At 72.5% G+C, this 26,154-nt stretch carries 21 protein-coding genes; 7 read left to right on the forward strand and 14 right to left on the reverse strand.

All coding sequences use genetic code 11. The features are described 5' to 3' along the window. Nucleotides 1-10: 10 nt before the first annotated feature. Genes ACN6LM_RS11825 through ACN6LM_RS11835 form a run of 3 tightly spaced genes read right to left on the reverse strand, consistent with a single transcriptional unit; the run spans nt 11 to nt 4,117 of the window. A complete protein-coding gene (locus ACN6LM_RS11825; RefSeq protein ID WP_445065282.1) occupies nt 11-1,222 on the reverse strand; it encodes an FAD-dependent oxidoreductase in 1,212 nt (403 codons plus the stop codon). After that, nucleotides 1,219-2,643, reverse strand: coding sequence for an NAD(P)/FAD-dependent oxidoreductase (locus ACN6LM_RS11830; RefSeq protein WP_445065320.1), 1,425 nt, complete (start codon nt 2,641-2,643; stop codon nt 1,219-1,221). Before ACN6LM_RS11830 ends, ACN6LM_RS11825 begins: the two co-directional genes overlap by 4 nt. A 40-nt stretch (nt 2,644-2,683) precedes the next feature. Further along, on the reverse strand, nt 2,684-4,117 hold the full coding sequence (locus tag ACN6LM_RS11835) for an FGGY family carbohydrate kinase (RefSeq protein WP_445065283.1): 1,434 nt from the start codon (nt 4,115-4,117) through the stop codon (nt 2,684-2,686). 331 nt (nt 4,118-4,448) lie between these two features. Here ACN6LM_RS11835 and ACN6LM_RS11840 point away from each other — a divergent pair, with 331 nt between their 5' ends. Both ACN6LM_RS11840 and ACN6LM_RS11845 read left to right on the forward strand, forming a co-directional pair. After that, nucleotides 4,449-5,435 carry a hypothetical protein gene (locus ACN6LM_RS11840; protein ID WP_445065284.1) on the forward strand — a complete coding sequence of 329 codons (987 nt, stop codon included), beginning with the start codon at nt 4,449-4,451 and terminating at the stop codon, nt 5,433-5,435. Between the two features lie 50 nt (nt 5,436-5,485). Further along, nucleotides 5,486-7,015 (forward strand): amino acid permease, encoded by a 1,530-nt coding sequence (locus ACN6LM_RS11845; protein WP_445065285.1) that lies wholly within the window; start codon nt 5,486-5,488, stop codon nt 7,013-7,015. Nucleotides 7,016-7,085: 70 nt separating this feature from the next. Here the strand turns inward: ACN6LM_RS11845 and ACN6LM_RS11850 are convergent, their stop codons facing one another. From ACN6LM_RS11850 to ACN6LM_RS11865, 4 genes are read right to left on the reverse strand one after another with little or no spacing between them, the layout of a single operon-like run. Then, nucleotides 7,086-7,853, reverse strand: coding sequence for a sulfite exporter TauE/SafE family protein (locus tag ACN6LM_RS11850; protein WP_445065286.1), 768 nt, complete (start codon nt 7,851-7,853; stop codon nt 7,086-7,088). Between the two features lie 37 nt (nt 7,854-7,890). Further along, nucleotides 7,891-8,523, reverse strand: coding sequence for a LutC/YkgG family protein (locus ACN6LM_RS11855; RefSeq protein WP_445065287.1), 633 nt, complete (start codon nt 8,521-8,523; stop codon nt 7,891-7,893). After that, complete coding sequence (locus tag ACN6LM_RS11860) at nt 8,520-10,058, reverse strand: LutB/LldF family L-lactate oxidation iron-sulfur protein (protein WP_445065288.1); 1,539 nt, start codon at nt 10,056-10,058, stop codon at nt 8,520-8,522. Before ACN6LM_RS11860 ends, ACN6LM_RS11855 begins: the two co-directional genes overlap by 4 nt. After that, on the reverse strand, nt 10,055-10,822 hold the full coding sequence (locus ACN6LM_RS11865; protein WP_445065289.1) for a (Fe-S)-binding protein: 768 nt from the start codon (nt 10,820-10,822) through the stop codon (nt 10,055-10,057). The genes ACN6LM_RS11860 and ACN6LM_RS11865 overlap by 4 nt, the downstream gene beginning before the upstream one ends. A gap of 198 nt (nt 10,823-11,020) precedes the next feature. On the opposite strand from ACN6LM_RS11865, the gene ACN6LM_RS11870 reads away from it, so the two are divergent. Then, nucleotides 11,021-12,697 (forward strand): L-lactate permease, encoded by a 1,677-nt coding sequence (locus ACN6LM_RS11870; protein WP_445065290.1) that lies wholly within the window; start codon nt 11,021-11,023, stop codon nt 12,695-12,697. 18 nt (nt 12,698-12,715) lie between these two features. Here the strand turns inward: ACN6LM_RS11870 and ACN6LM_RS11875 are convergent, their stop codons facing one another. The 4 genes from ACN6LM_RS11875 to ACN6LM_RS11890 form a co-directional block, all read right to left on the reverse strand. Continuing rightward, a complete protein-coding gene (locus ACN6LM_RS11875; RefSeq protein WP_445065291.1) occupies nt 12,716-13,462 on the reverse strand; it encodes a FadR/GntR family transcriptional regulator in 747 nt (248 codons plus the stop codon). 91 nt (nt 13,463-13,553) lie between these two features. Next, nucleotides 13,554-14,597, reverse strand: a complete 1,044-nt coding sequence (locus tag ACN6LM_RS11880) for a S66 family peptidase (RefSeq protein ID WP_445065292.1) — start codon at nt 14,595-14,597, stop codon at nt 13,554-13,556. 9 nt (nt 14,598-14,606) lie between these two features. Further along, nucleotides 14,607-15,026 carry a nuclear transport factor 2 family protein gene (locus ACN6LM_RS11885; RefSeq protein ID WP_445065293.1) on the reverse strand — a complete coding sequence of 140 codons (420 nt, stop codon included), beginning with the start codon at nt 15,024-15,026 and terminating at the stop codon, nt 14,607-14,609. A gap of 34 nt (nt 15,027-15,060) precedes the next feature. Beyond that, nucleotides 15,061-15,801, reverse strand: coding sequence for a class I SAM-dependent methyltransferase (locus ACN6LM_RS11890; RefSeq protein ID WP_445065294.1), 741 nt, complete (start codon nt 15,799-15,801; stop codon nt 15,061-15,063). A gap of 175 nt (nt 15,802-15,976) precedes the next feature. On the opposite strand from ACN6LM_RS11890, the gene ACN6LM_RS11895 reads away from it, so the two are divergent. From ACN6LM_RS11895 to fusA, 3 genes are all read left to right on the forward strand, one after another. Further along, nucleotides 15,977-16,894, forward strand: a complete 918-nt coding sequence (locus tag ACN6LM_RS11895) for a DUF2510 domain-containing protein (RefSeq protein ID WP_445065295.1) — start codon at nt 15,977-15,979, stop codon at nt 16,892-16,894. Nucleotides 16,895-16,997: 103 nt separating this feature from the next. Beyond that, the gene (locus ACN6LM_RS11900) at nt 16,998-17,297 is read left to right on the forward strand and encodes a hypothetical protein (protein WP_445065296.1); all 300 of its coding nucleotides are present in this window, start codon (nt 16,998-17,000) and stop codon (nt 17,295-17,297) included. Between the two features lie 304 nt (nt 17,298-17,601). Further along, complete coding sequence (gene fusA / locus ACN6LM_RS11905) at nt 17,602-19,686, forward strand: elongation factor G (RefSeq protein WP_445065297.1); 2,085 nt, start codon at nt 17,602-17,604, stop codon at nt 19,684-19,686. 58 nt (nt 19,687-19,744) lie between these two features. Here the strand turns inward: fusA and ACN6LM_RS11910 are convergent, their stop codons facing one another. Further along, nucleotides 19,745-21,190 carry a glyceraldehyde-3-phosphate dehydrogenase gene (locus ACN6LM_RS11910; protein ID WP_445065298.1) on the reverse strand — a complete coding sequence of 482 codons (1,446 nt, stop codon included), beginning with the start codon at nt 21,188-21,190 and terminating at the stop codon, nt 19,745-19,747. A gap of 82 nt (nt 21,191-21,272) precedes the next feature. Next, on the reverse strand, nt 21,273-22,262 hold the full coding sequence (locus ACN6LM_RS11915; protein ID WP_445065299.1) for a Gfo/Idh/MocA family protein: 990 nt from the start codon (nt 22,260-22,262) through the stop codon (nt 21,273-21,275). 293 nt (nt 22,263-22,555) lie between these two features. Between ACN6LM_RS11915 and ACN6LM_RS11920 the strand changes: the two genes are divergently transcribed. After that, nucleotides 22,556-24,262 (forward strand): RICIN domain-containing protein, encoded by a 1,707-nt coding sequence (locus ACN6LM_RS11920; protein ID WP_445065300.1) that lies wholly within the window; start codon nt 22,556-22,558, stop codon nt 24,260-24,262. A 53-nt stretch (nt 24,263-24,315) separates the two neighbouring features. On the opposite strand, the gene ACN6LM_RS11925 is transcribed toward ACN6LM_RS11920, so the two are convergent. Beyond that, a complete protein-coding gene (locus ACN6LM_RS11925; RefSeq protein ID WP_445065301.1) occupies nt 24,316-26,139 on the reverse strand; it encodes a glycoside hydrolase family 2 protein in 1,824 nt (607 codons plus the stop codon). Nucleotides 26,140-26,154: the final 15 nt, after the last annotated feature.

Below are 26,154 nucleotides of genomic sequence, written 5' to 3' on the forward strand. Positions count from 1 at the left end.
CGGCTCCCGCTCAGCCGAGCCGGAGGCGCACCGTGCCGCCCTGCGGGTCGACGCGTCCGAGCCAGTCGGCGGCGAGGGAGAAGGAGCGGCCCGGCGCGACGGATCGCACCAGTCGTTCGCGGTGCAGCAGTGCCCCGTCCTGGCTGACGACGAGCAGCGGCACGGTCAGCCGCCCGCCGGTCCGCGCCAGGAGCCGGCGCCCGCCGGGTCCGGCGAGGTTGGGGGCGATCCATTCCAGCGGTGCGGCGACGGCGAGGGGCGGCCCGCTCGCCGGCCAGGTCCCGGTGGCGAGGTGGGCCAGCACGGGCCCGGTGACGGCCCGGCCCTCGCGGGCGGCGGTGGCCGCGCTCTCCCCGCCGTGCAGGAGGTTCCCGACGGCGAAGACCCCCGGCTGTCCGGTGCGGTGGGCGGGGTCGTGCGCGGGTCCGCGCGTACCGGGGTCCATCGGGAGGCCGCCGCGCCGGGCGAGTTCGTGGTCCGGGATCCAGTCGGCCGTGAAGACCACGGTGTCGCAGGCCAGGGTGGCGGTCCGGCCGTCCGCGTGGCGCACGCGCACGCCGGTGAGGCGGGGCCGGCCGGTCAGGGCGGTCACGGTGGTGCGGGTGAGCAGGGGCGCGCCGCCCGTCGCCCGGACGCCCGCGAGGGGGCGGGGCGGGTGCTCCGTGACGCGGGCGACGAGGTGGACTCCGGCGGTGCGCAGGGTGTCGGCCGCCGCGAGGCTCACCGGCTCGTCGCCGACGACCACGGCGCGGGTGCCGACGGGCTGGTGGTGGAGGTGGACGGCCTGCTGGAGTTCGCCCGTGGTGTAGACGCCGGCAGGGCGGGTGCCGGGGACGAGCCGGGCGGCGCGGGGGCGTTCCCGGGCGCCGGTGGCGAGGACGACGGCCCGGGCGGTGACACGCTCCAGGCCGCCGGGGCCGGTGGCGTCGAGCGTGCGGGGCCCGGCCCAGCCGGTGACCGTGATGCCGGTGCGGAGCGTGGCGCCGGACGCGCGCGCCTCGGCCGCGCGGCGCAGGGCGTACGCGGGGCCGGTGAGATCGCCGCTCGCGCGCGTACCGAATCCGCCGTGGGCGCAGTGCCTGGGGATGCCGCCCAGCGCCTGGTCGCGTTCCAGGACCTCCACGCGCCGCACCCCGGCGGCGGCGAGACCGGCAGCCGCGGCGAGGCCGGCCGGTCCGGCGCCGACGACCAGGACGTCGACGTGGCGTTCGCGGCGGGTCATGAGCGGGTCCCCTCGACGCGGGCGCGGAGCGCGGCGCCGCAGTGGAAGCCCTGGCAGCGTCCGTTGCCGGCCCGGGTCCTGCGGGCGAGGCCGTCGGCCGAGCGCGGCGGCAGCACCGAGGCGAGGGCGTCGCGGATCTCACCCTCGGTGACGCGTTCGCAGTGGCAGACGATCGTGCCGTACGCGGGGTCGCGCGCGATGGACTCGGCGTCCAGGTAGGGGCGGAGGGCCCCTTCACCGAGAGCGGGCATGGTGAGGGGCGCCGGTTCGGCGGGCTCTCCCGGGTCGAGTCCGGCTTCGGGGAGGAGGGAGACCACGTGTCCGGCGATGGCCAGGGAGGCGGTGAGTCCGGTGGAGCGGATGCCGCCGACGGTGACCAGGGCGCGGTCCGGGTGGGCCGTGATGCGGTAGTCCTCCTGGCCGGTGGCGGCCCGCAGTCCCGCGTAGACGGCGGTGACCTCTTCGTCGAGCAGCCGGGGCAGGACGCGGCGTCCCTTCTCGCGCAGCAGGGCGAGCCCTTCGGCGGTGGACCCGGTGGCCCGCTTGTCGTCCAGGTCCTCGGCGGTGGGGCCGAGCAGGACGTTGCCGAAGACGGTCGGCGCGACCAGGACGCCCTTGCCGACGGCGGTGGGGACGGGCAGCAGGATGTGGCGGACCAGGTCGCGGGCGAGCTTGTCGAAGACGATGAGCTGGCCCCGGCGCGGGCGCACGGTGAAGGTGCCGAGGCCCAGCAGCCGGTCGATCGCGTCGGCGTGCAGTCCGGCGGCGTTGATCAGCAGGCGGGTGCGTAGGGTGCCCCGGCCGGTGGTGAGGGTGTGGAGCCCGCCGGCGTACGCGATGTCCTGGACGGGGCAGTCCAGGTGGAGGTGGACCCCGGCCCGGACCGCTTCGGTGGCGTAGGCGAGCGGGGTGGTCCAGGGGCAGATGACGGCTTCGTCGGGGACCTCCAGGGCGCCGAGCGCGCCGGGTCCGAGGTGCGGTTCGCGGGCGGCGGTCTCCCGGGCGTCCAGCAGCCGGGCCGCGCGGTACCCGTTGCGCCCGGCCTTGGCCAGCAGGCCGGGCAGGGCGTCGAGTTGTTCCCGGTCCCAGGCGACGAGGAGGGCGCCGACGCGTTCGACGGGGATGCCCGTGCGGCCGGCGTACGCGGAGAGCAGGTGGTGCCCCTCGCGGACGAGGCGGGCTTCCAGGGTGCCGGGGACCGCGTCGAAACCGGTGTGCAGGATCGCGGTGTTGGCCTTGGAGGTGCCGTTGGCGATGTCGTCGGTGGCCTCGACGAGGGCGGTGCGCAGGGGGCGGTGGGACAGTTCGCGGGCGATGGCGGTGCCGACGACTCCGGCGCCGATGACCGTGACGTCGTAGGGCGGGCCGTCGGGGAGTGGGTGCCCGGCGCGGGTGACGGTGGGCGTGGCCGGAGCTACCACGGGGTGCTCACGCACGGCGAAGCAGCGGGCGCAGGGTCTCTCACGGTCTCTCCAGCAGCCGGTGTACGGCGGTCCGGAACGCGTCGAGGCGTTCGGCCGCCTCGTCCGGGCCGATGCGCGGTGCGTAGACGGCGGCCGGTTTCCAGTCGGGGACGGCCCGGGCGAGCGGGAGCGCGGGGTCGGCGCCCATGCGGGCCACGGCCCCGATGCCGAGCGCGGTGACGTCGGGGAGTGCGGACACCTCGACCGGGCGTTGCAGCAGGTCGGCCTGGGTCTGCATGAGGAGGGCGGAGCGGGTGAGGCCGCCGTCGACGCGCAGGACGGACAGCGGGGTGCCCCGGTCGGCGGTGACCGCGGCGGCCAGCTCGGCCACCTGGGCGGCGATCCCTTCGCACAGGGCGCGCACCAGGTGCCCGGCCGAGGTGTCCAGGCCGAGCCCGGTGACCGAGCCGCGCAGGTCGCTCCGCCACCAGGGGGCGGCGAGCCCGGCGAGCGCGGGGACGAAGGTGACGCCGCCGGTGTCGGGGACGGTGGCGCCGACGGGGTCGAGGTCTGCGGCGCCGGCGATCACCCCGAGGTCCGTGAGCCAGCGCACCGCGGAGGCCGCCGTGTACACCTGGCCGTCCAGGCAGTAGCTGGTGTGCCCGCCGAGCCGCCAGGCCACGCAGCTGACCAGCCCGCCGGTGCTGCGGCGCGGGGCGGGGCCGGTCCCGGCGAGGAGGAACGCGCCGGTCCCGTAGGTGCACTTGGCGACCGACGGGTCCAGGGCGCTCTGGGCCAGCAGCGCAGCCTGCTGGTCGACCAGGAGGCCGGTGAGCGGGATGTCGCCGCCGAACGCCCCCGTCGTACCGAAGGTTCCCGCGGCGTCGGTCACGGCCGGCAGCCGCTCGTCGCCGAGGCCGTAGGCGTCGAGCGCCCGCGGTGACCAGGCGACGCGGTCCAGGTCGAGGAGCTGGGTGCGTCCGGCGGTGGCGGCGTCCGTGACGAAGGCGCCGGTGAGCCGGTGGACGAGCCAGGCGTCGCTGGTGGTGACGACGCCCTCGCGGGTCCGTTCGCGGCGGAGCCAGGCCATCTTCGGGGCGGCGAAGTAGGGGTCGAGAGGGAGTCCGGTGAGGTGGTGCAGCTCTTCGCCGCGGGGCGCGAGTTCCGCGCAGACGTCCGCGGCGCGGCGGTCCTGCCAGACGATCGCCTCGGTGAGCGGACGCCCGGTGTCCGGGTCCCACGCCAGGACCGTCTCGCCCTGGTTGGCGAGCCCGACGGCATCGACGGATCCGCCCGATTCGGCCAGGGCCCGCCGGCCGGCCGTGACGACCGATGCGAGTAATTCGGCCGGGTCCGTCTCGACGGCTCCGCCGGGACCGTACCGGGGCCGCACGGGGGCGGAACCGGAACCGATGACGCCGCGCTCGGGACAGATCACCAGCGCTTTCGTTCCCGATGTGCCCTGGTCGATTGCCAGCACCGGGCCTGCCATCGGTTCTCCAGCGGTACGCGAGCCCGGGGGCTCGAACGGAATGGTGATCTTCGGTCGCGGCCACCCACAGTGGTGCAGCCCAGCGGTGACGTCAAGCACGCGCCGGCCATATGTCCGGAACCTTTCGGGGACTGCGGGAAGGCGCCAACACGAGTAACCAGCAAGCGACTTGGACGGAATCATCGATTCGTTCGAGAGTTCCGCGCGAACGGCTCTACACTCACCGCCGAACAGGAACCGGAAGCCCGAAAGCAGTTCGCACTTCAACTGTTTCTATGCCGCAATCATCCCTGAGGATCGATGAATTCAGCATCCCGTCCCGAGCGCGTCCATGGCCAACGGTGAATTCCGGCCGGTTTACCATCCGGCCGGCCACGACAATGAACTCCGCGCGGCGTTACAGGACTTACGCACCGGACGCTGGATCGCCATGCGCGACCTGCTGGCGCGCACCCCGGACTGGGCGCTGTGGACCCAGCGCACCCAGGTCCTCGGCGCGGTCGCGGCGGGGACGGACGCGATACGCACCTGGCTGACCGAGGAGCCGGAGAGCGCCGCCGCGGCCGTGATGCGCGCCCGGGTCGCCGTGGAGCGGGCCGTGCGGGCCAACCGCTCCGGCCACCCCAGCGGCCGGGACCTCTGGCAGGAGGCGTGGGAGGCGTGCCGTTCGGCGGCCCACGCCGCTCCGGCCGACCCGGTGCCCTGGGTCTGCCTCCTCACCCTGTCCCAGCTGGACGACGACCAGCGCCTCGCCGAGCACCGGCTCCCGCCGCCCGGGCCCATGCTGTTCCCCGGCCCGTGGGGGCTGCTGGCCGAGACCGACCGGCGCGACCCGCACAACCGCGAGGCGTACCACCGGATGCTCCAGTTCGTGTACGCGCGCAGGGCCGGCGGCACGCTCTCCGAGGCGGTGAACTTCGTGCAGTGGGCGTCGTCCACGGCGCCCGAGGGCTCGGCCCTCCATGTGCTCCCGCTGTACGTCCGGGTGGAGCGCTACCGCCGGGAGCACGACCACGACAAGGCCCTCGACCTGCACTGGGTCACCGAGGACGCCGAGCGCGAGGCCCTGCGCGCGCTGGAGGTCTGGTACCGGCACGCTCCCGCCGCCACCCGCGCCCTGCCAGACCTCAACCACCTCGCGCACGCGCTGTGGGGGGCGCTCCGGTTCGCCGACGCGGCCGAGGTGTTCCGGGAGCTGGGCCCGTACTTCACGTCGCTGCCCTGGGCCTGCCGTTCCCGTACGCCCGACGGCCCCGGCGGTGCCGAGGAGGTCTTCGTGCGGGCCCGCGCCCGTGCGCTGGCCGCGGACCCCGGCTGAGCGCCCCCGCCCCGTTTCGTACTGTCCGTCCACCCCCCAGGAGGTCCCCCATGTCCGTGTCCACCTCGCCCCGCAAGGGCGCCGGGACCAGTGCGCCGAAGGACGAGGAGCAGCGGCTCCGTGAGCTCGGCTACCAACCGGTCCTGGCCCGCCGGATGGGCGGGTTCGGCAACTTCGCCATCAGCTTCTCCGTCATCTCGATCCTGTCGGGGTGCATGACCCTGTACGGCTTCGGCATGTCGACGGGCGGGCCGGCGGTGATGCTGTGGGGCTGGGCAGGGGTCGGCCTCTTCGTGCTGTGCGTCGGGATGGCGCTCGCCGAGGTGACGAGCGCGTATCCGACGTCGGGGGCGCTGTACTACATGGCCGACCGGCTGGGCGGCCGTAAGTGGGGCTGGTACACCGGCTGGCTGAATCTGCTCGGGCTGCTCGGTGCCATCGCGGGCATCGACTACGGCGCCGCGCTGTTCACGGGCGCGCTGATGAAGCTCCAGTGGGGCTTCACGCCCACTCCGGGCAAGACGATGATCATCTTCGTCTGCATCCTGCTGCTGCACGCCGTCATCAACCTGTTCGGGGTGCGGGTGGTGAGCATCCTCAACTCGATCAGCGTGTGGTGGCATCTGGCGGGCGTGGCGGTGATCGTCTCCGTACTGGCGATCGTGCCCGCGCACCACCAGTCGCCCTCGTTCGTCTTCACCGAGTTCGTCAACGACACCGGCTGGCACAACCCGTTGTACGTGGCGGCGATCGGGCTGCTGCTCGCGCAGTACACGTTCTGCGGCTACGACGCCTCGGCCCATCTGTCGGAGGAGACCTCCAACGCCTCGGTCTCGGCGGCGCGCGGCATCGTCCGGGCGATCTGGGTCTCGTGGGTAGCCGGTTTCGTCCTGCTGGCCGGGCTCACCTTCGCCATCCAGGATTACGCGGGTACGCAGAACAGCGAGACCGGGGTTCCGCCCGCGCAGATCCTGATCGACGCGCTCGGCACCTCGGGCGCCACGGCGATGCTGCTGATCGTGATCGCGGCGCAGCTGTTCTGCGGCAACGCGGAGGTCGCCGCCGCCAGCCGGATGGTGTTCGCCTTCAGCCGGGACAACGCGCTGCCCGGCTCCTCGCTCTGGCGGAAGGTGAGCGCGCGGACGCAGACGCCGGTGCCCGCGGTGTGGCTGTCGGTGATCGTCGCCGGGGTGCTGGCCCTGCCGTCGCTGTACTCGGCGACCGCGTACGGGGCAGTGACCGCGATCAACGTCATCGGCATCACGCCCGCCTACGCGATCCCGATCTTCCTGAAGCTGCGCGCCGGGGGCCGCTTCCAGCGCGGGCCGTGGCACCTGGGCCGCTGGTCGAAGCCGGTCGGCTGGATCGCCGTGGTGTGGGTGGCGATCGTGACCGTGCTGTTCCTGTTGCCGCAGTCCTCCCCGGTGACGATCGGCTCGATGAACTACGCGTCGATCGCGCTGGTCGCCGTGCTGGTCCTGGCCACGGTGTGGTGGTTCGTCGCGCGGCGCTCGTACGGCACGCCGTCGGCGTACGGGAACGCGCGTGAGCAGGCGGAGATCGAGGAGGGCATCATCTGACCGGCCCCGCCGGGATACGGAGGCCGGCCCCCGGGGACGCGGGTCCGCGGGGGCCGGCGGCGTAACGCCTTCAGGTGAGGAGGAGCTGGAGTCCGCCGACGACGGTGGCGGCCAGGACGATGCGTTCGAAGAGCCGTTGGTCGATGCGGTCCACGCACATGCGGCCGATCCAGGCGCCCGGGAGGACGAACACCAGCAGGCAGGCGTCCAGCAGCAGGGAGTGGCCGTCGATCAGCCCGAGGCCCACGCTGAACGGCACCTTCACGGTGTTCACGATCAGGAAGAACCACGCGGAGGTGCCCAGGAAGCCGAGTTTCCGGAATCCGGCCGAGAGGAGGTAGAGCGACATCACCGGGCCGCCCGCGTTGGCGACCATGGTGGTGAAACCGCCGAGCACCCCGTACGAACGTGCCTTGAGCCGTTCACCGGCGGTCGGCGGCCCGTCGTCCGCGCCGGGCTCCGCGACGGCCTCGGCGGTACGGCGGCGCCAGACGGTGACACCGGCCATGAAGACCAGGATCGCGCCGATCGAGGTCCGCACGGTGGCGTCGTCGGCCCACATCATGAACAGGGTGCCCGCCACCACGCCGGCCGCGACGGCCGGGAAGAGCCGCAGCAGGGTCGGCCAGTGCGCGTGGCGCCGGTAGACGAGGACGGCGAGCACATCGCCGGCGATCAGGATCGGGAGCAGTACCCCGGTGGACTCGCGGGCGGGGAGGACCGCCGCGAAGACCGCGAGGCTGATCGTGTTGGCGCCGCTGACGGCCGTCTTGGAGAAGCCGACGAGTGCGGACGCCGCGGCCAGTGCCGCCAGTTGCCAGAGGGTAAGTATGTCCATGCCAGGCAGAGAGCGTAATCCCGTCGGGCATGATGCCCTAAACGTCTGTGCGAATCACCACCGCGAGGGTGCGCGGGCCGTGGACGCCCTCGACCCGCTCCAGTTCGATGTCAGAGGTGGCCGAGGGCCCGCTGATCAGCGTCGTCGGGCGCTCCGGAACCAGTCGGGCCACCGCCTCCGGTACACCGACCTCCACGGCCGACAGGTCGACCACGCACACATGCAGATCGGGCACGAGGGACAGCGCCCGCCGCCCCTGGCCGGGTGAACCGTCCAGGAAGATGGTGCCGGTCTCCGCGCAGCTGACGGCGGACGCGGTGACGACACCGTCGAGGGCGTCCAGGCGCGGCGCCGGAATGTCCGCGGAGTCCTGCTGCACCTCGCCGTCGTAGGCGGCCAGCCACCCGGTGTCGAGCCCCGGGGGGACACCGATGCGCGCGGCTCCCCGGTCCCGCAGCACCTCGGCGATCACCTCGGCGGTCCGGTCGGCGGTGCAGGGGTGCACCTGCGCCTTGTAGTCGACCAGCCGGTCGGTGAAGAGGGCGAGGCGTTCCTCGTCGGGGAGGGTGCGCCCGGTGCGGTAGGCGCGCGGGATGGCGGTCTCCCCGGCGGGCGCGAGGGCGAGCGCGTCCCGGACGCGGCCGAGCACGGTGTCGCGGGCGGTCGTCATGAGCCGTCCTCCTGCTGCTGGTTGCGGGTGTGTTCGGCCGACGCCTCGCGCATGGCCGCCGTGCCTTCGGACGAGGCGAGCCAGGCGCGGAAGGTCTGCTTCGGCGGGGCGGGGGTGTCGCGGGTGTCGCTCCAGCCGCTGAGCGGGGGCGGCAGCGCCGGGAGCTTCCCGTCCCGGGCCAGGACCCGGCCGAGCCGGGATGCCTTCTGCGCGGCGGTGTACACCTTGGGCCTGCTCATCACCGCACCGGCCGCCTTCATGGCCAGCTTCTCGGCGGTGGTGCCGGACCGCTCGGTGTGCTGGTGGCGCAGTTCGACCAGCAGCGAGGGGATGTCGATCTTGACGGGGCAGGCGTCGAAGCAGGCCCCGCAGAGGCTGGAGGCGTACGGCAGCGAGCTGTTCGGGTCGTCCTTGGCCTCGTCCATGCCGGCGAGCTGCGGGGTCAGGACCGCGCCGATCGGCCCGGGGTAGGTCGAGCCGTAGGCGTGCCCGCCGGCGCGCTCGTACACCGGGCAGACGTTGAGGCAGGCCGAGCAGCGGATGCAGTTGAGCGCCTCGCGGCCGATCCGGTCCGCGAGGGCGGCGGTGCGGCCGTTGTCGAGGAGGACCAGGTGGAAGGTCTGCGGTCCGTCGCCGGGGGTGACGCCCGTCCACATCGAGGTGTACGGGTTCATCCGCTCGCCGGTGGAGGAGCGCGGCAGGAGCTGGAGGAAGACTTCCAGGTCCTGGTAGCGCGGGAGGACCTTCTCGATGCCCATGACGGTGATCAGAGTGTCGGGGAGGGTCAGGCACATGCGGCCGTTGCCCTCGGACTCGACGACGGAGAGGGTGCCGGTCTCGGCGATGCCGAAGTTGGCCCCGGAGACGGCCACCTTGGTGGTCATGAACTTCTCGCGCAGATAGGCGCGGGCGGCGGCCGCCAGGTGGGCGGGGACGTTGTCCAGGGCCGGGTCGACGCCGGGGATCTCCTTGAGGAAGATCTGCCGGATCTCGTCCCGGTTGCGGTGGATGGCGGGGACGAGGATGTGCGAGGGCTTGTCGTGGGCGAGCTGGACGATGAGTTCGGCGAGGTCGGTCTCGTGCGCGGTGATGCCGAGGGATTCGAGGTGCTCGTTGAGGCCGATCTCCTGGGTGGCCATCGACTTGACCTTGATGACCTCGTCGCTGCCCGTCTCCTGGATCAGCCGGGCGACGATCCGGTTGGCCTCGACGCCGTCGCGCGCCCAGTGGACGGTGCCGCCGCGTGCGGTGACGTTGCGTTCCAGCTCCTCCAGGAGTTCGGGAAGCCGGTTCATGGTGTCGGTCTTGATGGCGGACCCGGCGTCGCGCAGCTCCTCCCAGTCGGGCAGTTCGCCGGTGACGTGGAGGCGTTTGGCGCGGATGGTGTGGGTGGCGCGGCCCAGGTTGCGGCGCAGCTGCTCGTTGCCCAGCTCGTCGTGGGCGGCGGCGGGGAACTTCCGGTCGCCGCGCAGATTGCCCGTGCCGTACGGGGAGCGGGGCGGGGTCGCGGGCATGCCGAGAAACGTCGCGCTCATCGGGCGGCCTCCGTAAGGGCGTGCGGCGAGGTGCGGGTGGAGGACAGGATCTGGGCGAGGTGCAGGGTGCGCGTTCCGGCCTTGATGCGGGAGAGCCCGCCGCCGATGTGCATCAGGCAGGAGGAGTCGCCGGCGGTGCACACGTCGGCTCCGGTGGCGGTGACGTTGCGCATCTTGTCCTGGAGCATCGCCGCCGAGGTGTCGGCGTTCTTCACGGCGAAGGTGCCACCGAACCCGCAGCAGGTGTCGGCCTCCTCCAGCTCGACCAGATCGATCGCGTCGACGGCCCGCAGCAGCCGCAACGGTTTGTCGCCGACCCTGAGCATGCGCAGCGAGTGGCAGGTGGGGTGGTACGTCACCCGGTGCGGGAAGTACGCGCCGACATCGGTCACCCCCAGCACGTCCACCAGGAGTTCGGACAGTTCGTACGTCTTCGCCTTGACCGCGGCGACGCCCGCGCGCAGCGCCGCGTCCCCGTACCGCTCGGCGACGATCTCGTGCTGATGGCGGACCGATCCGGCGCAGGAGCCCGAGGGCATGACGACGGCGTCGATGGAGGCGTCGCCGAACTGCTCGGCGAAGTTGCGCACCAGCGGAACCGGCTCGCGCTGGTAGCCGGTGTTGACGTGCATCTGCCCGCAGCAGGTCTGGCCCGGCGGGAACACCACGTCGTGGCCCAGGCGGGCCAGCAGCACCGCGGTGGATTTCACCGCCTCGGGGAAGAGCGTGTCTCCCAGACAGGTGGCGAAGAGTCCGATACGCATGGAGGCTCCCCGATCGCAAGGTGTGGTCCGACCATACTACCCTCCGGCCGATCGCGGCAGTATGCACACGCGCCATCCACGCCTGCTCGGACGGGAAGTGACCTGGCCGTCTTTTGGTCTGACCTTATTGACATACGACATCTGCAGTGTCCTACTGATCGCTGAAATCAGCTGCGTCACTCAGCGAGGAGTAATTCCGTGGCTTCCGCACCACCGGCCAGAGTGCTGGCTTCCTACACGCCTGATGTTCACGCCATCGGGGGCAGCCTCCTGGCGACCGCGCTGGTGAGCCTGATCCCGCTCGCCGTGTTCTTCGTGCTCCTGATGGCGGCGAAGCGCTCCGCGCTGGAGTCCGCTCTGGGCTCGGTCGTCACGGCTCTGCTCGTGGCGGTCATCGGGTTCGGCATGCCGGTCGGGCTGGGGCTGCTCTCGGCGTCCCAGGGGCTCGTCTTCGGCCTCTTCCCGGTGATGCTGATCGTCGTCGCGGCCATCTGGTTCTACGAACTCACGGTCGTCAGCGGCCGGTTCGAGGATCTCCGGCGTTCGTTCAGCGCCGTCGGCCGGGGCGACCTGCGCGTGCAGGCGATGCTCATCGCGTTCTGCTTCGGCGGCTTGCTGGAGGCACTGGCCGGATTCGGAGCGCCCGTCGCCATCACTGCCGTGATGCTGCTGGCCCTCGGTCTGCCCCCGGTCAAGGCGGCGGTGACCGTGCTCCTCGCCAACACGGCCCCGGTCGCGTTCGGCGCCATGGCCATCCCGGTCACCACGGCCGGCAACCTCACCGGCATCCCCCCGGAGGACATCGCCTCGGTCATCGGGCGCCAGTCGCCCCTGCTCGCGATCTTCGTTCCGCTTTTGCTGCTGCTCGTCGTGGACGGCACCCGCGGTGTCCGTCAGCTGTGGCCGATCGCCCTGGTGACCGGTGGCGTCTTCGCCCTGACCCAGTTCTGGTGTGCCAACCACTTCGCGTACGAGCTGACCGATGTGGTCGCCTCGCTCGTGGGCTTCGGAGTGGCGGTGCTCATGCTGCGCTTCTGGAAGCCGCGCACCCCCGACGACCAGCGTTCCCAGGTGGAGAGCGAGCCGCTCACCCGGCGCCGGGTCACCTACGCCGTCCTTCCGTACGTCCTGGTGATCGCGATCTTCGGCATCGCCAAGCTGAACATGGGCGGGCTGGACGTGCCCGAGATGCTGAGCCACGCCAACGTCAGGATCGAGTGGCCGGGCCTCTACGGCGAGCTGATGACCACCGGCGGTACGCCGTCGTCCAGCGCGGTCTACACGCTGGAGGTCCTGGGCAACCCGGGGACCCTGCTGATCCTCTCGGGCATCCTGGTCACGTTGGTCTACCGCTTCGCCAAGGACCGCGACACCTACCCGATGAGCGGCGGCGCGGCGCTCTCGGCCGCGGGCCGGACGCTGAAGAACATGCGGACCGCCATCGCGACGGTCGCCACCGTGCTGGCGCTGAGCTACGTGATGAACCAGTCCGGTCAGACCGTCGCCATCGGCACCTGGCTGGCGACGGCGGGCGGTCTCTTCGCCCTGCTCTCGCCGGTGCTCGGCTGGCTGGGTACGGCCGTGACCGGCTCCGACACCTCGGCCAACGCACTGTTCGCCAACCTCCAGCAGACGGCCGGGCAGACCGCGGGGATCGACCCGACGCTGCTCGTCGCGGCGAACACCTCCGGCGGCGTGGTGGCCAAGCTGGTGAGCCCGCAGAACCTGACGATCGCCGCCACCGCGGTCGCCATGCAGGGCTCGGAACGCATCCTGCTGCGCAAGGTCGCCGGATACAGCGTGGCCATGCTGGCCGTCCTCTGCGTCCTGGTCTACCTCCAGTCGACGGCCGTACTGTCCTGGATGCTGCCGTAGGGCCGGGCGGTGGGGGCGCTACTCGGCGCCTTCGCCGCCGGACCGGTCCTCGTCGACCAGCGTGCCGTGGAAACCGCGGATGTGGAGCTCGGCGAGATCGGCCGCGCCCTCGCCGTGACCGGTGCGCACCAGCCGCAGCATCTCGGTGTGCTGTGCGTTGAGCCGGGCCTGCGTCGCGGGCCAGTCGTCCACCTCTTCGAGGGCCCGCAGGATGAGGGGGCGTACGGACTCCCGCACCGCGGCGGTCAACGTCGAGGTGAGCGCGTTGCCCGAGCTGCTCGCCACCTTGACGTGGAACTGGGTGTCGAGCTCGTTGAACTCCTCCGGCCCGATCCCCTCCCGCGACATCCGGTGGACCACCCTGCCCGCCGCGTCCAGGTCCTCATCGGACGCGTGCTCCGCGGCGGCCGCGAAGCTGGAGCGCTCCAGGGCGACCCGGGCCTCCATCACGTCGTGGAGGCTGTAGCTGCCGAGAGCGAAGTGCAGGCGCAGCAGCCGCCCCAGCGCGTCGTCCGGGTTGCGCACGATCCGGGCCCCGGAGTCGTGCCCCCGGCCGGGCTGGGCGACCAGCACGCCAATGGTCTCCAGCACCCGGAGCGCTTCCCGGAGCGCCGACCGGCTCACTCCGAAGACGGGGGCGAGCTCGCGCTCGGGCGGCAGCCGGTCCCCAGCCCTCAGCTTCCCGGCGAAGACCTGCTCCTCGATGCTCTGGAGCACGAGTTCATGGGTCCGGGCCTGCCGCACGGGCTGCCACTCGACAGGCATCCGCTTCTCCACTCCCCGTTCGGGCGTATGCGTACATCCCGACTATGTCACACACGCCGTGTGGTCCGACCGCAAACGGGGAGCCCGGAGATCAGTAGGTGACGGTGATACGGCGGGTCGTACCGTCCACCCTGATGTGGCCGCCGTACGGGATGATCACCTGCGGGTCCGTGTGGCCGCAGTCGACGTCGAGGACGGCCATGGTGTCGGGGGCGTACTCCGCGAGTGCCCGCAGCACCGCCTCCCGCTGTTCCCGGCGGTAGACCGCACCGGCTTCCGCGTCGAGCGGCTGGTCGAAGGACCAGTTCTTGGCGCGCCCCATCAACAGGGCGGGGAAGCGCCGCAGCAGCCCCCGCTCCCCCATGTTGCGCAGGATGCGGTACACCTCGTCGGCGCCGGGCAGCTCCTCGGACGTTTCGAGGAACAGCACCCGGCCCTCGTACGCCTCGGGCGGCTGGATCTCCCGGTCGGCCATCAGCATCCAGGCCAGGATCTCCAGATTGCCGCCCCAGCTCGCCCCCTCGACCACCCGGTCCGCGTTGTGCCACGTCCAGCCGTCGGCGGGGAGCAGGACGGGCTCCTGCTCGAAGGTGCGCGGGTCCCTCCAGTCCCGGTTGACGCTGCCGCTCTCCTTCGCCGGCGTCAGCTCGTACGCGCCGTGGGTGAAGAGCGCGGCTCGCAGGGACTCGGCCGTCTGCGGGTGCAGCGCGCCGGGGCGGCCGAACTCGACCATGACCGAGCCGCCGTGGTACCCGACGACGCCGAGGTTGTCGAGGAACACCAGCAGATTGGTGTTGTCGCTGTAGCCGAAGAACGGCTTGGGGTTGGCGCGCAGCAGTGCGCGGTCCAGGTACGGCAGCACGGTGATCTGGTCGTCGCCGCCGATGCTGGACATGACGGCCTTGATGTCCGGGTCGGCGAACGCGGCGTGCAGGTCGGCGGCGCGCTCCCGCGGGGTGGAGCCCATCTTCCGGGTGCAGGGGTACTCCACCGGCTCCAGGCCGAAGTCCTCGCGGAGCCTGCGCAAGCCGAGTTCGTACGGCAGCGGGAGGATGCCGGGCAGTCCGGACGAGGGCGAGAGCACGGCGACGCGGTCGCCCGGCCGGGGCTTGGGCGGATAACGGGAAGGTGTCATCGGGTGAGCCTACGCAGCGCCGCCGGGGGTGTCCGCCGGATATTCGGGGGCGCCCCGCGCCGGGCCGGCCGGGGTGCCCTGGTGGAAGTACAGCCGCCACTGCTCACCGGTCCTGCGCCACAGCGAACTGCGCCTGAACAGCGTACCGTTGCGCTCGGTGACGTACGTCAGGTGGACGAGGTCGGGGGCGAGCAGGCTGCCGGACAGGTCGGAGACGTCCGGACCGGGGTCGTCGTCCTCGACGGCGGAGGTGACGGCGAGAACGGAGACGCGGTCGTAACGGCGTCCGGACGCACCGAACTCGGTGAACTCCGGGTCGAGCAGTTCCGTCACCGCTTCGGGCGACGCCCGCACCGCCGGTTCGAGCAGCCGGAGTTCGCCCGCCATGGCGGCTCGTACGGCCCGCCCCTCCTCGTCGCTGAGTCTCATGCGGCCCGACTCTACGTCGGCGGCGCGCGGGCTGTCAGACCAGGACCAGCAGGTCCATCCAGCTCACGGCGGGCCGGTCCGGCTCCTGTTCCGCCGCCGTACGCAGCCGGCGCATCCCGCGCTCGAACTGGTCGTCGCCGAGGCCGGCGAGCTTCGCGTCGGTGTCCCGCCTGATCCGGTCGGCGAAGGCGGCGAGGCTCGGCGCGCTCTCCTGCGGCACCGCGTGCAGGGCGACGCGGCTGAAACCGGACCCGGCGAAGGCGGTGCACGTCTGCTCCACCGTCGGGTAGGCGTCCACGATGCGCTCGGCGCCGGGAAAGAAGCGCACCCGGAGGTCCCGTGCGCACCGGCCCGGGAAGGAATTGCGGATGAGCACCGGGGCGCCGGGCTTGAGGGCCCTGCGCAACTCCTTCGCGGCGGCGGGCAGATCGCCGATGTGATGGACGACCGAGCCCAGCCAGGCCGCGTCCGCGCAGCCGTCCGGCACCGGCAGCGCCTCGGCCCGCCCGTCCAGCGGCTCGATCAGCCCGTTCCGGGGAATGAGTGCCCGCATGGCGGCGGCCGGTTCCACGGCCAGGACCCGGACGCCGAACCAGTCGGCGAAGGCGGAGGCGAAGGAACCGGTGCCCGCGCCCACGTCCAGGACGGTGGCACCCGGCGCGAGTTCCGCCTCGGCGGCGATGGCGGCGCGCCACGCGGTCAGCCCGTCGCGCGGTATCTCCCGGGCCAGGCGGTAGTCCTCGGCGAAACGACGGTCGGGGGCGGTCGCTTCCATGGGGCCCTCACTTCTGGGCGCGGTCAGGCGGGTCCGCCCCGCCTCGTCGGCGGATGCTAGCGACACCCCCTTCACTTGTCTAGACCAAGGAAGCCGGCAGGTGCGGGCCGCCGGCCGGCGGAGACCACCCACCCGGTTCATAGGATTCTCAGGCAGTCCGGTTACCGTGTCGGGCGTGACCCAGACGACCCCGCCCGGCTGGCATCCAGACCCCGGGTACTCAGGATTCGGCCCCCGCCACGAGCGCTGGTGGGACGGCACCCAGTGGACCGACCATCTGCGCGTACCGCCGGCGGCCGTCCGCAGCCGGCGCATACGTATCGGGGCCGGCATCACCGCCGCCGTGGTGGTGCTCGCCGCCATCGGGGGCGGTGTCTATCTGCTGACGGACGAGTCGGACGGCAAGAGCGACACCGCCGCCACCGCCCCGTCCGGCTCCCCGTCCCCCGGACCCGACCGGCAGCGCGGCGGCGGTTCGGGCGGCGGGAACGGTGACGAGCGCGGCGACGGGGGCAACGACGGCGGCGGCGAGTCGCCGGAGCCGAGCCGGCCGCAGATCGAGGACGGTTACGCGACGGACCTGGCCAGCGGCATCAGCATCCCGGTGCCCGACGGCTGGAAGGGCGAGTCGGGCATGGGCGCCGGGGTGACCACCGGATCCTACGCCTGCCCCGGTGACACCGAACAGACGTGCGTGCGCGGCGGGGTGTTCTCCGCCCCTGCCGAGGCGCTGAAGCTGACCACCAAGACCGCGAAGGCCACCGCCGAGAAGGACATCGAGGCCAACGCCGACGAGTCCTACGGCGAGAAGATCTACGGCGGCATCACCTCGCACGAGGAGCTGAAGTCCGAGGCGGTCACGGTGGCCGGCCAGCAGGGGTACCGGGTGCGCTGGAAGGTGGTGACGAAGAACGGCGACGACGGCTACGTCGAGTCGCTGGCCTTCCCGTCCCCGCTGGCCAAGGACATGCTGGTGGTGATCCGCTCCGGCTTCGACGTCAACAGCAAGGCGCCCTCGTTGTCCGTCCTGGACACGATCACGAAGGGCATCAAGGCGGCGTCCCGCGGCGCGGGTTCCGGCACCAACGCCTGAACGTCCCGCAGGCGCACCGCACGGCCCGGTTGAGTATCCGGGCCGTGCGGTCTGAGTACGTCCGCCGATCCCGGCCCGGGGGCGCAGCCGCTGAAATGGGGTCATGGCTCCCGACCCGAAGCGCCTCCGCGCGCGGCACGTCACCAGTGCCGGCACCTCGCTGGCCCTCTCGCTCGCCCCGCTCGTGATCGGTGTGCTGTTCGCGCGCACGATGGCCCTGGACCCGCACACACCGGTGAACGCCCTGATCACGCGGGGTGGCCGGGGTGTGGGTCCGTCGCCCGCCGAGTGGCGCGGCTGCGGCCGGAGCGCCCTGCGCCGGTGCCGGACCGCCTGCCGGCCCCTGAGGCCGGGAGCCACCCGGCCGGAAAACCGGTTCCCCCGCGCTCCCCGCCTTCCCTAGACTCGCCGCACACCGCGCGCCGGCCCATCGCCGGCGCGTCCGCCGTGACCGTTGAGGGGAGACCGCCGTGCGTTACAGCACCGCCGCCGTCGTCCCCCCGTCGCGGTTCGAGGTGATCCTGGTGTCTCGCGCCGCCCGGCGCCGGCTGCGCGGCCGGCCCCGGACCCCGTGACGAACGCCCGGGCCCTGCACTTGTTCTGACATGCAGTCATGTCGAGTGGGCCCCGCAGGCCCGCATCCGGGCCGCTTCGTCCGGGGGTATCGCGCCGTCTTTCTTCCGGATCGTCCCGAAAGGCCACCGGCCGTGCGTACCCACCAGCACCGTTCTCCCGTCACCGCTCTCACCACCGTCCGCAACCTGGGCATCCTCGCCCATGTCGACGCCGGCAAGACCACCGTGACGGAGCGCATCCTCTACACCACCGGCACCACCCACAAGCGCGGTGAGGTCCACGACGGCACGACCATCACGGACTTCGACTCCCAGGAACGCGACCGGGGCATCACCATCTTCGCCGCGGCCGTCAGCTGCGCCTGGGACGGTCACCGGATCAACCTCATCGACACTCCTGGGCACGTCGACTTCGCCGACGAGGTCGAGCGTGCGCTGCGGGTGCTCGACGGCGCGATCGCGGTGTTCGACGCGGTCGCCGGGGTGGAGCCGCAGAGCGAGTCGGTGTGGCACCAGGCGGACCGGCACTCTGTCCCGCGTATCGCCTTCGTCAACAAGCTGGACCGGGCCGGCGCGGACCTGGACACCGCGGTCGCCTCCATCCGGGACCGGCTGCACACGGTCCCGCTCGTGGTGCAGCTGCCCATCGGGGCTGAGGACGCCTTCCGCGGGGTGGTCGACCTGGTGCGCATGCGTGCCCTGGTGTGGGAGGACGGCGCCGACGCGTACGAGGAGGGCGAGGTGCCCGCCGGGCTGCGCGAGGAGGCCGCCCGGCGCCGGCGGCTCCTGGAGGAGGCGGTGGCGGAGCTGCATCCGGCGGCCCTGGAGGAGTTCTGCGTACGCTCCGGGCTCTCGGCCGAGACGCTGTCCGGGGCGCTGCGGGATCTGACGCGGACCGGTGAGGGGGTCGTGGTGCTGTGCGGTTCGGCGTACCGCAACCGGGGCGTCGAGCCGCTGCTGGAGGCGGTCGTCGCCTATCTGCCCTCCCCGCTCGATGTGCCGCCGGTACGGGGCGTGCTCGACGGGGCGGAGCGGGAGCGGGCTGCCGATCCCCAAGGTCCCTTCGCTGCGCTGGTGTTCAAGGTGAACGCGACCGCGACGGGCCGGCTGACGTATCTGCGCGTGTACTCGGGAACGATCCGGAAGGGGGAGACGGTGCTGGACGCGACCACCCGGCGCACCGAGCGCGTCGGGCGCATCCTGTGGGTCCAGGCGGACCGGCATGTGGACGTGGACGCGGCGGTGGCCGGGGACATCGTCGCGGTCATCGGCCCGAAGGCCGTCCGCCCCGGCGCCACGCTGTGCGCACCCGGCGCCCCGCTGGTCCTCGAACCGCCCACGGTGGCCGACCCGGTCGTGTCCGTGGCGGTGGAGGCGCGGCGGAGCACGGACACCGAGCGGCTGATGGCAGCCTTGGTCCGGCTGGCCGAGGAGGACCCGTCGCTCGTCGTGCGTACGGACGCGGAGACGGGCCAGACGGTGCTGTCGGGCATGGGCGAGCTGCATCTGGAGGTGGCCGCGGAGAAGATCCGCCGCGACCACGGTCTGGACGTCCGGGTCGGCCGCCCGCAGGTCGCGCACCGCGAGACGTTGGTGCGCGGGGTGTCCGGCCTGGTCTACCGGCACGTCAAACAGGACGGCGGGGCCGGGCAGTTCGCGCACGTGGTCATCGACGTCGAACCGCTGGCGGCCGAGGCCGGCGAGGAGGCGGCGGAGTTCGCGTTCGGTTCGGCGGTCGTGGGCGGCCGGGTGCCGCAGGAGTATGTGCGGGCGGTCGAGGCGGGCTGCCGCGACGCGCTGGCCGAGGGGCCGCTCGGCGGGCATCCGGTGACCGGGGTGCGCGTGACCCTGACCGATGGCGCGACGCATCCCAAGGACTCCTCGGAGATGGCGTTCCGCACGGCGGGGCGGTTCGCGCTGCGGGAGGCCTTGCGGGCGAGCGCGATGGTGCTGCTGGAACCGGTGGTCGAGGTGACGGTCACCGTGCCCGGTGACGCGGTCGGCGGAGTGCTCGGCGACCTGGCCGCCCGGCGCGGCAGGGTCTCCGGCTCCACCACGCGGGGCGGTGCGGCGGTGGTCACGGCGACCGTGCCGCTGGCCGAGCTGTTCGGTTACGCGACGCGGCTGCGCAGCCGTACGCAGGGCCGGGGCACGTTCACCACCCGGGCGACGGGGTACGCGCCCGCGCCCGCCGCCACGGTCTCCGGGACCGGCTGACGGCAAGGTCCCGCCCGCCATGAGTCGGCGGGCGGGACCTGTCGTCGTACGAGCGGGGTCAGGCGACCGGGACCGGGAAGGTCGGGTACTCGACGCCGGAGACGTGCTGCACGACCCGGATGACCTGGCACGAGTAGCCGAACTCGTTGTCGTACCAGAGGTAGAGGATCGCGTTGTCGCCGTCGACCTGGGTGGGGCCGGCGTCGACGATGGACGCGTGGCGCGAGCCGATGAAGTCGCTCGACACCGCGTCGGGGGCGGTCGTGAAGTCGATCTGCCGCTTGAGCGGGGAGGTGAGCGAGACCTCGCGGAGGTGGTCGAGGACCTCCGTGCGGGTGGTCTCGCGGCCCAGCTTCAGGCTGAGGATGGCGATCGAGACGTCCGGGACGGGGACGCGGATCGAGCTGCCCGTGATCGTGGCCTCCAGGTCGGGCAGCGCCTTCGCGACGGCGGAGGCGGCGCCCGTCTCGGTGATGACCATGTTGAGCGGCGCGGAACGGCCACGTCGGTCGGAGCCGTGGTAGTTGTCCAGCAGGTTCTGGTCGTTGGTGAACGAGTGGATGGTCTCCACGTGCCCGCGCAGGACGCCGTACTCGTCGGCCATCGCCTTCAGCGGCGGCACGATCGCGTTGGTGGTGCAGGAGGCGCAGGAGATGATCTGCTCGTCCGGCTTGATCATGTCGTGGTTGACGCCGTGCACGACGTTGAGGACGTCGCCCTTGCCGGGGGCGGTCAGCACGACCTTGGCGACGCCGGGCCGCAGGTGCTTGGACAGGCCCTCGCGGTCGCGCCACTTGCCGGTGTTGTCGATGAGGATGGCGTCATCGATGCCGTAGGCGGTGTAGTCGACGGAGGTCGGGTCGTCCGAGTAGATGACCTGGATCTCGTTGCCGTTGGCGACGATCCGGTTGTTGGCCTCGTCCACGGTGATCGTGCCCTGGAACTGGCCGTGGATGGAGTCGCGGCGCAGCAGCGAGGCGCGCTTGACGATGTCCTGGCCCGCTCCCTTGCGGACCACGATGGCGCGCAGCCGCAGGCCGTTGCCGGAGCCCGCCTTCTCGATGAGCAGCCGGGCGAGCAGGCGGCCGATGCGGCCGAAGCCGTAGAGGACGACGTCGCGCGCCTCGCGGCGCTCGATCTTGTTGTCCCCGGTGGCGCCGGCGACGGCCTCCGCGGTGAACTCCGCCGCGCTGAGGCCGCGGTCGTCGGCCTTGTGGGTGGCGGCCAGCATGCCGATGTCGATCTGGGAGGGGCCCAGGTCGAGGGTGGTGAGGGCCTGGAGGAAGGGCAGGGTCTCGGTGACTGAGAGCTCCGCGCCGTCGATCTGCCGGGCGAATCGGTGGGTCTTGAGGATGCTCACCACCGATTTGTTCACCAGCGAGCGGCTGTGCAGGAGGACGGTGATATCCCGCTCGCGGTGCAGCTTGCCGATGATCGGAATCATCGATTCCGCGATTTCCTCGCGGTTCTTCCAGTTGGTGAACGCGTCGTCATTGACAGTCACAGGTTTATCTTTCGAGCTAGGCGGCGCTCATATGGTAACCAGACGTTCATTCGATGCCTCACCCCGGCCCGGCACCCCGCCGTCACTCCCCCACGCGCGCCGGGCGCCCCGTGCGGAGCGAGCGGTCGGCGGCCTCCGCGATCAGCAGCGCGGCCAGGGCGTCGACACCGGTGCAGGGGCTGGGCCGGAGACCGGCCGCGACCTCGGTGAAGGCCGCCATCTCGGCGACGTACGCGTCGTGGAAGCGGCTCAGGAACCCGTCGTACGGAGCGGTGCCGGACGGCGGCCCGTCGGTGGTGGTCCGCAGGGGCGCGCGGTCGCCGTACCCGGTGGCCAGCGTGGACCGCGAGCCGGCGAGCTCCATGCGCGCGTCGTATCCGGCGCCGTTGTAGCGGGTGGCCGTACAGCTGACGAGGGTGCCGTCGTCGAGCGTGAGGACGGTGACCGCGGTGTCGACGTCACCGGCCGCCGCGAAGGAGCCGTCGCCCCGGTTGGCCCCGGTGGCGCTGACCTCCACGACCTCGCGACCGGTGACCCAGCGGACGCTGTCGAAGTCGTGCACGGCGCAGTCCCGGAAGATGCCGCCGGACAGCGGCAGGTATCCGGCCGGCGGGGGCGCCGGATCGGCGGTGCACGCCCGTACGGTGTGCAGCCAGCCCAGCTCCCCTGCCGCGACCGCGTCCCGCAGGGCGGCGTACCCGGCGTCGAAGCGGCGCTGGAAGCCGACCTGGAGCGGCACCCCGGAGCCGGCGGTGCCGGCCAGCAGGGCGCGGGTGGCGGCGAGGGTGGCGGCGACCGGCTTCTCGCAGAAGACGGGCACCCCGGCGGCGGCCGCCGCGCGGATGAGCGTGTCGTGGACGGCGGTGGGGGCGGCGATCACGACACCGTCCAGGCCGGAGCCGAGCAGCGCGTCCGGATCGCCCGCCCAGTCGGCGCCCAGCTTCCCGGCCAGCTCACGGGCCTGCTGCTCGACGGCGTCGTGCAGGACGAGGCGGTCGACGGCGGGCAGGGCGGCGAGGGTCGCGGCGTGGAACGCGCCGATGCGGCCCGTTCCGATGAGTCCGATGCGCATGCGCGGGTGCCTCCGGGGGCGGATGGGGGCCGGTTGGCCGACGCTCCTGATCTTCGCCCTTGTATCGTCGCCGATCGCGCCCGTCCAGGCATTCGGCCCCGTCGAGTAGGGCACATCGGCGTCCGGTGCCCCGCCGGAGAACGAGACCGCCCTGGCGGACCGCTTCGATCCGTCCCCCGGCGATCCGTGGCCGCACGCCCTGTTTACATCGATGTACATCCGGCCCTACTGTTTCGCCGTCAGAGCCCCACTCGGCCATCCCCCACGCCTCCGTGCCCCGAGGAAGGACACCTGTGCTCTCCTTGCGCCGACTCCCCAGACCCGCGCCCCTCCCCTCCCCCGCACCGACCGGCCGCCTCGCCCGCTGGGCGGCCCGCGCTGTCGCCCCCGTCCTGGCCGCCGCCATCGGCCTGTCCTTCGCCCCGGCGTCGGCCGCGCCCGTCGCCTCGCCCTCCGCGCCCGCCGTCGCCGCCGCCAACGGCACCCCGCTCGGCGGCGGGACCGGCCTCTATCCGCGGGCGATCCGGCTGGAGCACAACGGCGCCGCCAATGGCCGGGTGCTGGCGAGCGTCGTCACCTTCAACGGCAACAACGGCATCGGTGCCATACACGAGAGCACCGACGGCGGGGCCACCTTCCGGCAGGTGGGCAGCGTGGCCGACCCGGAGTCGTCGGGCGGACAGGGACTGTGCTGCTCCACTCGGTTCGAACTGCCGCGCCAGGTCGGCTCGTTGGCGCCCGGCACCCTCCTGTGGGCCGCCTCATCCGGCGCGGACGAGCAGAACCGGCGCATGGCGCTGCGCGTCTGGCGGAGCAACGACGTGGGCCGGAGCTGGTCGTACCTCTCCACCTGCGCCACCGCGAACGGTACGGGCGGGCTGTGGGAACCGGAGTTCTCCGTCGCCGCCGACGGGGCGCTCGTCTGCCACTACGCCGACGAGACGGACCCCGCGCACAACCAGAAGCTCGCCGCCGCCCGCAGTTACGACGGGGTCACCTGGCAGGACCGCCGCAACACGGTCACCAGTTCGTGGGAGCCGGACCGGCCGGGGATGCCCATGGTGCGCCGGCTGCCGAACGGCACGTACTTCATGAGCTACGAGATCTGCAATCCGGGCGGCCAGTACCAGTGCGTCGTGCACTACCGGACCTCCCCGGACGGCTGGAACTGGGGCGACCCCGCCTCGCTCGGCTACCGCCCGGAGACCGTGGACGGCAAGTACTTCCGCGCCGCGCCCACCATCGCCTGGGCGCCCGCGCCGGGCGGTGGGGCGAACGGCCGGCTCCTCCTGATCGGCCAGCAGCTCCTGAACCGGGACGGCACCCCCGCCGCCGACAGCGGGCGCACCATCCTCGCCAACACGGAGAACGGCACCGGCCCGTGGTACGAGATCGAGGCCCCGGTGAAGGTCGCGGCACCGACCGCCACCTACTGCCCGAACTACAGCTCGCCGCTGCTGCCCTCGGCGGACGGCCGCAGCGTGCTGGAGATCGCGACGGACTGGGACGGCGACGTCTGCCGCCCGTACGTGGCCACCGGCCCGCTCACCGGCAGCGGCGACGCGGCCGGGATCGCGAACGGGGCTCGCTACCGGCTGGTCAACGCCAACAGCGGCCAGTGCCTGGACGTCGCCGCGGACTCACGGGCCGCCGGCGGCAACGTCCAGCAGTGGACGTGCAACGGCCTCGGCCCGCAGGCGTGGACGCTGCGCGCACACGGCGACGCCTTCACGCTCACCGGTGTCAACAGCGGCTACTGCCTGGACGTCGAGAACGGCTCCGCCACCCCCGGGGCCAACGTCCGGCAGTGGTACTGCAACGCGGCGGCGGCCCAGGACTGGCGGCCGCAGAACGCCGGGCGGGGCTACTACCGCCTGGTGGTGAAGTCCTCCGGGCAGTGCCTGGACGTCTCGCAGGGCTCCCGTACGGCGGGGGCCAACGTCCAGCAGTGGACGTGCAACGGCCGGCAGCCGCAGCTCTGGCGGCTCGAACGGATCTGAGACCTGGGGATGCCCGCCCCGGTGAGGGCGGGCATCCGCAGGTCCGTCGCCGGTCAGCCGGCGTCCGTCTCCTCGATGGCGGCGGGCCGCAGCTGGGCGTCCCGGATGCGGGCGATGTCCAGCTTGGTACCCCGGTCGAACCGGTAGACGCCGTTCTGCTCCTGGAAGACGTCGGTCAGCTGGGTGTAGCAGTAGCCGAACATGTCCGGGTCCTCCAGCAGCGCACCGGTCAGACCGGCGAACCGCTCGTGGAACTCGTCCTCGGTGCGCACCCGGTCGCCGTAACCCCAGGAGACCGTACGGTCGTTGCCCGACTGCTCGGCGGCGGCCTCCGGGTCCCACCAGATCCCGCCGAACTCGCTGACGAAGTACGGCTGCCCCCGGTACGGCTGCGAGTACGCGGCGCCGTTCTCGTACGCGTTGACGAACGGCTCCCCCTTGGCGAGCCCGGAGACCAGCTGCCGGAAGGCGGCCGGGTCCTGCTCGTAGGTGTGGGAGTCGTAGATGTCGGTCTCCAGGACCCGGTGGGAGTAGCCGGAGGCGTCGATCACCGGGCGGGAGGTGTCCAGCGCCTTGGTGGCGAGGAACATCGCCCGGGTCACGTCGTCGAGCTGGGTGATCCGGTCATGGAGCTTCTGGTACGTCTCGTTGAGCGGGCACCAGCCGACGATCGAGGGGTGGGAGTAGTCGCGCTCCACGGCTTCGAGCCACTGGGCGACGAAGGACGCGTCGGGGCGCTGGTTGTCGCCGGAGGAGCCGCCGATCTCGCAACCCCAGTCGCCGAACTCGCCCCAGACCAGGTAGCCGAGGCGGTCGGCGTGGTGGAGGAACCGCTCCTCGAACACCTTCTGGTGCAGCCGGGCCCCGTTGAACCCGGCCTCCATGGCCAGTTCGATGTCACGGATCAGGGCCTCGTCGGTGGGGGCGGTCATCAGCCCGTCCGGGTACCAGCCCTGGTCGAGCACAAGGCGCTGGAAGCGGGGGCGGCCGTTGAGGAGGACGGTCCTGCCCCGGATCGAGACGGAGCGCAGGCCCGCGTAGCTCTCGACGGTGTCGGCGGACTCGCCGTCGGGTCCGAGGAGTTCGAGGCGCAGCCCGTACAGGTGGGGGTCCTCGGGGCTCCACTCGCGGCGCCGGTCCTCCGGGACGGCCAGGTACAGGCGGGGGGCCAGGTCGAGGTCGGCGCGGGCCTCGGCGCGGCACACCTCACCGGTGCCGTCGCTGAGGACGGCGCGGACGCGGTGGCCGGGAAGGTTGGCGGACAGGGGCAGTTCGAGGTGGAAGGCGCCGGCGGCCAGATCGGGGGTGATGCGGGGGCGGCGGAGATGGGCGTCGGGGACCGGCTCGGCCCAGACGGTCTGCCAGATCCCGGTCGTACGCGTGTAGTTGCAGTCGTGGTTGGCGTACTGGACGGCCTGCTTGCCGCGGGCCTGCGGACCGGACTTCGGGTCGCGGGCGCGGACAGTGATCTCCACCTCGCGCCCGGCCGGGGCGAGGTCGCCGAGGTCGGCGGTGAAGGGGGTGAACCCGCCCCGGTGGCGTACGACTTCGGTGCCGTCGACCCAGACGGTGGTGTCGTGGTCGACGGCGCCGAAGTGCAGCAGCACCCGGCGGCCGGTCCAATCGGCGGGCGGGGTGAAGCGCCGCCGGTACCAGACGGCTTCCAGGAAGTCGGTGTCGCCGACGCCGGAGAGCTCGGACTCGGGGGCGAACGGTACGAGGATCTCACCGGAAAGGTCGCGTTCCAGGAGCCCGCGTTCGAGACCGCTGTCCCCCTGGTCGGTCTCGAACTGCCAGGTCCCGTTGAGGTTGAGCCAGTCCCGCCGTACGAACTGCGGGCGCGGGTACTCCGGACGGGGGACGGAGGGGGTGTGCACAGGTACTCCAGGTGG

The sequence above is a fragment of the Streptomyces sp. SAS_281 genome (assembly GCF_052542855.1).

Coding starts and splice junctions, on each gene's coding strand:
- ACN6LM_RS11865 (WP_445065289.1), bottom strand. CDS start 10,822: ATGCGTATCGGACTCTTCGCCACCTGTCTGGGAGACACGCTCTTCCCC.
- ACN6LM_RS11915 (WP_445065299.1), bottom strand. CDS start 22,262: ATGCGCATCGGACTCATCGGAACGGGCCGCATCGGCGCGTTCCACGCC.
- ACN6LM_RS11835 (WP_445065283.1), bottom strand. CDS start 4,117: ATGGCAGGCCCGGTGCTGGCAATCGACCAGGGCACATCGGGAACGAAA.
- ACN6LM_RS11840 (WP_445065284.1), top strand. CDS start 4,449: ATGGCCAACGGTGAATTCCGGCCGGTTTACCATCCGGCCGGCCACGAC.
- ACN6LM_RS11900 (WP_445065296.1), top strand. CDS start 16,998: ATGGCTCCCGACCCGAAGCGCCTCCGCGCGCGGCACGTCACCAGTGCC.
- ACN6LM_RS11825 (WP_445065282.1), bottom strand. CDS start 1,222: ATGACCCGCCGCGAACGCCACGTCGACGTCCTGGTCGTCGGCGCCGGA.
- ACN6LM_RS11875 (WP_445065291.1), bottom strand. CDS start 13,462: ATGCCTGTCGAGTGGCAGCCCGTGCGGCAGGCCCGGACCCATGAACTC.
- ACN6LM_RS11850 (WP_445065286.1), bottom strand. CDS start 7,853: ATGGACATACTTACCCTCTGGCAACTGGCGGCACTGGCCGCGGCGTCC.
- ACN6LM_RS11880 (WP_445065292.1), bottom strand. CDS start 14,597: ATGACACCTTCCCGTTATCCGCCCAAGCCCCGGCCGGGCGACCGCGTC.
- ACN6LM_RS11885 (WP_445065293.1), bottom strand. CDS start 15,026: ATGAGACTCAGCGACGAGGAGGGGCGGGCCGTACGAGCCGCCATGGCG.
- ACN6LM_RS11890 (WP_445065294.1), bottom strand. CDS start 15,801: ATGGAAGCGACCGCCCCCGACCGTCGTTTCGCCGAGGACTACCGCCTG.
- ACN6LM_RS11855 (WP_445065287.1), bottom strand. CDS start 8,523: ATGACGACCGCCCGCGACACCGTGCTCGGCCGCGTCCGGGACGCGCTC.
- ACN6LM_RS11860 (WP_445065288.1), bottom strand. CDS start 10,058: ATGAGCGCGACGTTTCTCGGCATGCCCGCGACCCCGCCCCGCTCCCCG.
- ACN6LM_RS11845 (WP_445065285.1), top strand. CDS start 5,486: ATGTCCGTGTCCACCTCGCCCCGCAAGGGCGCCGGGACCAGTGCGCCG.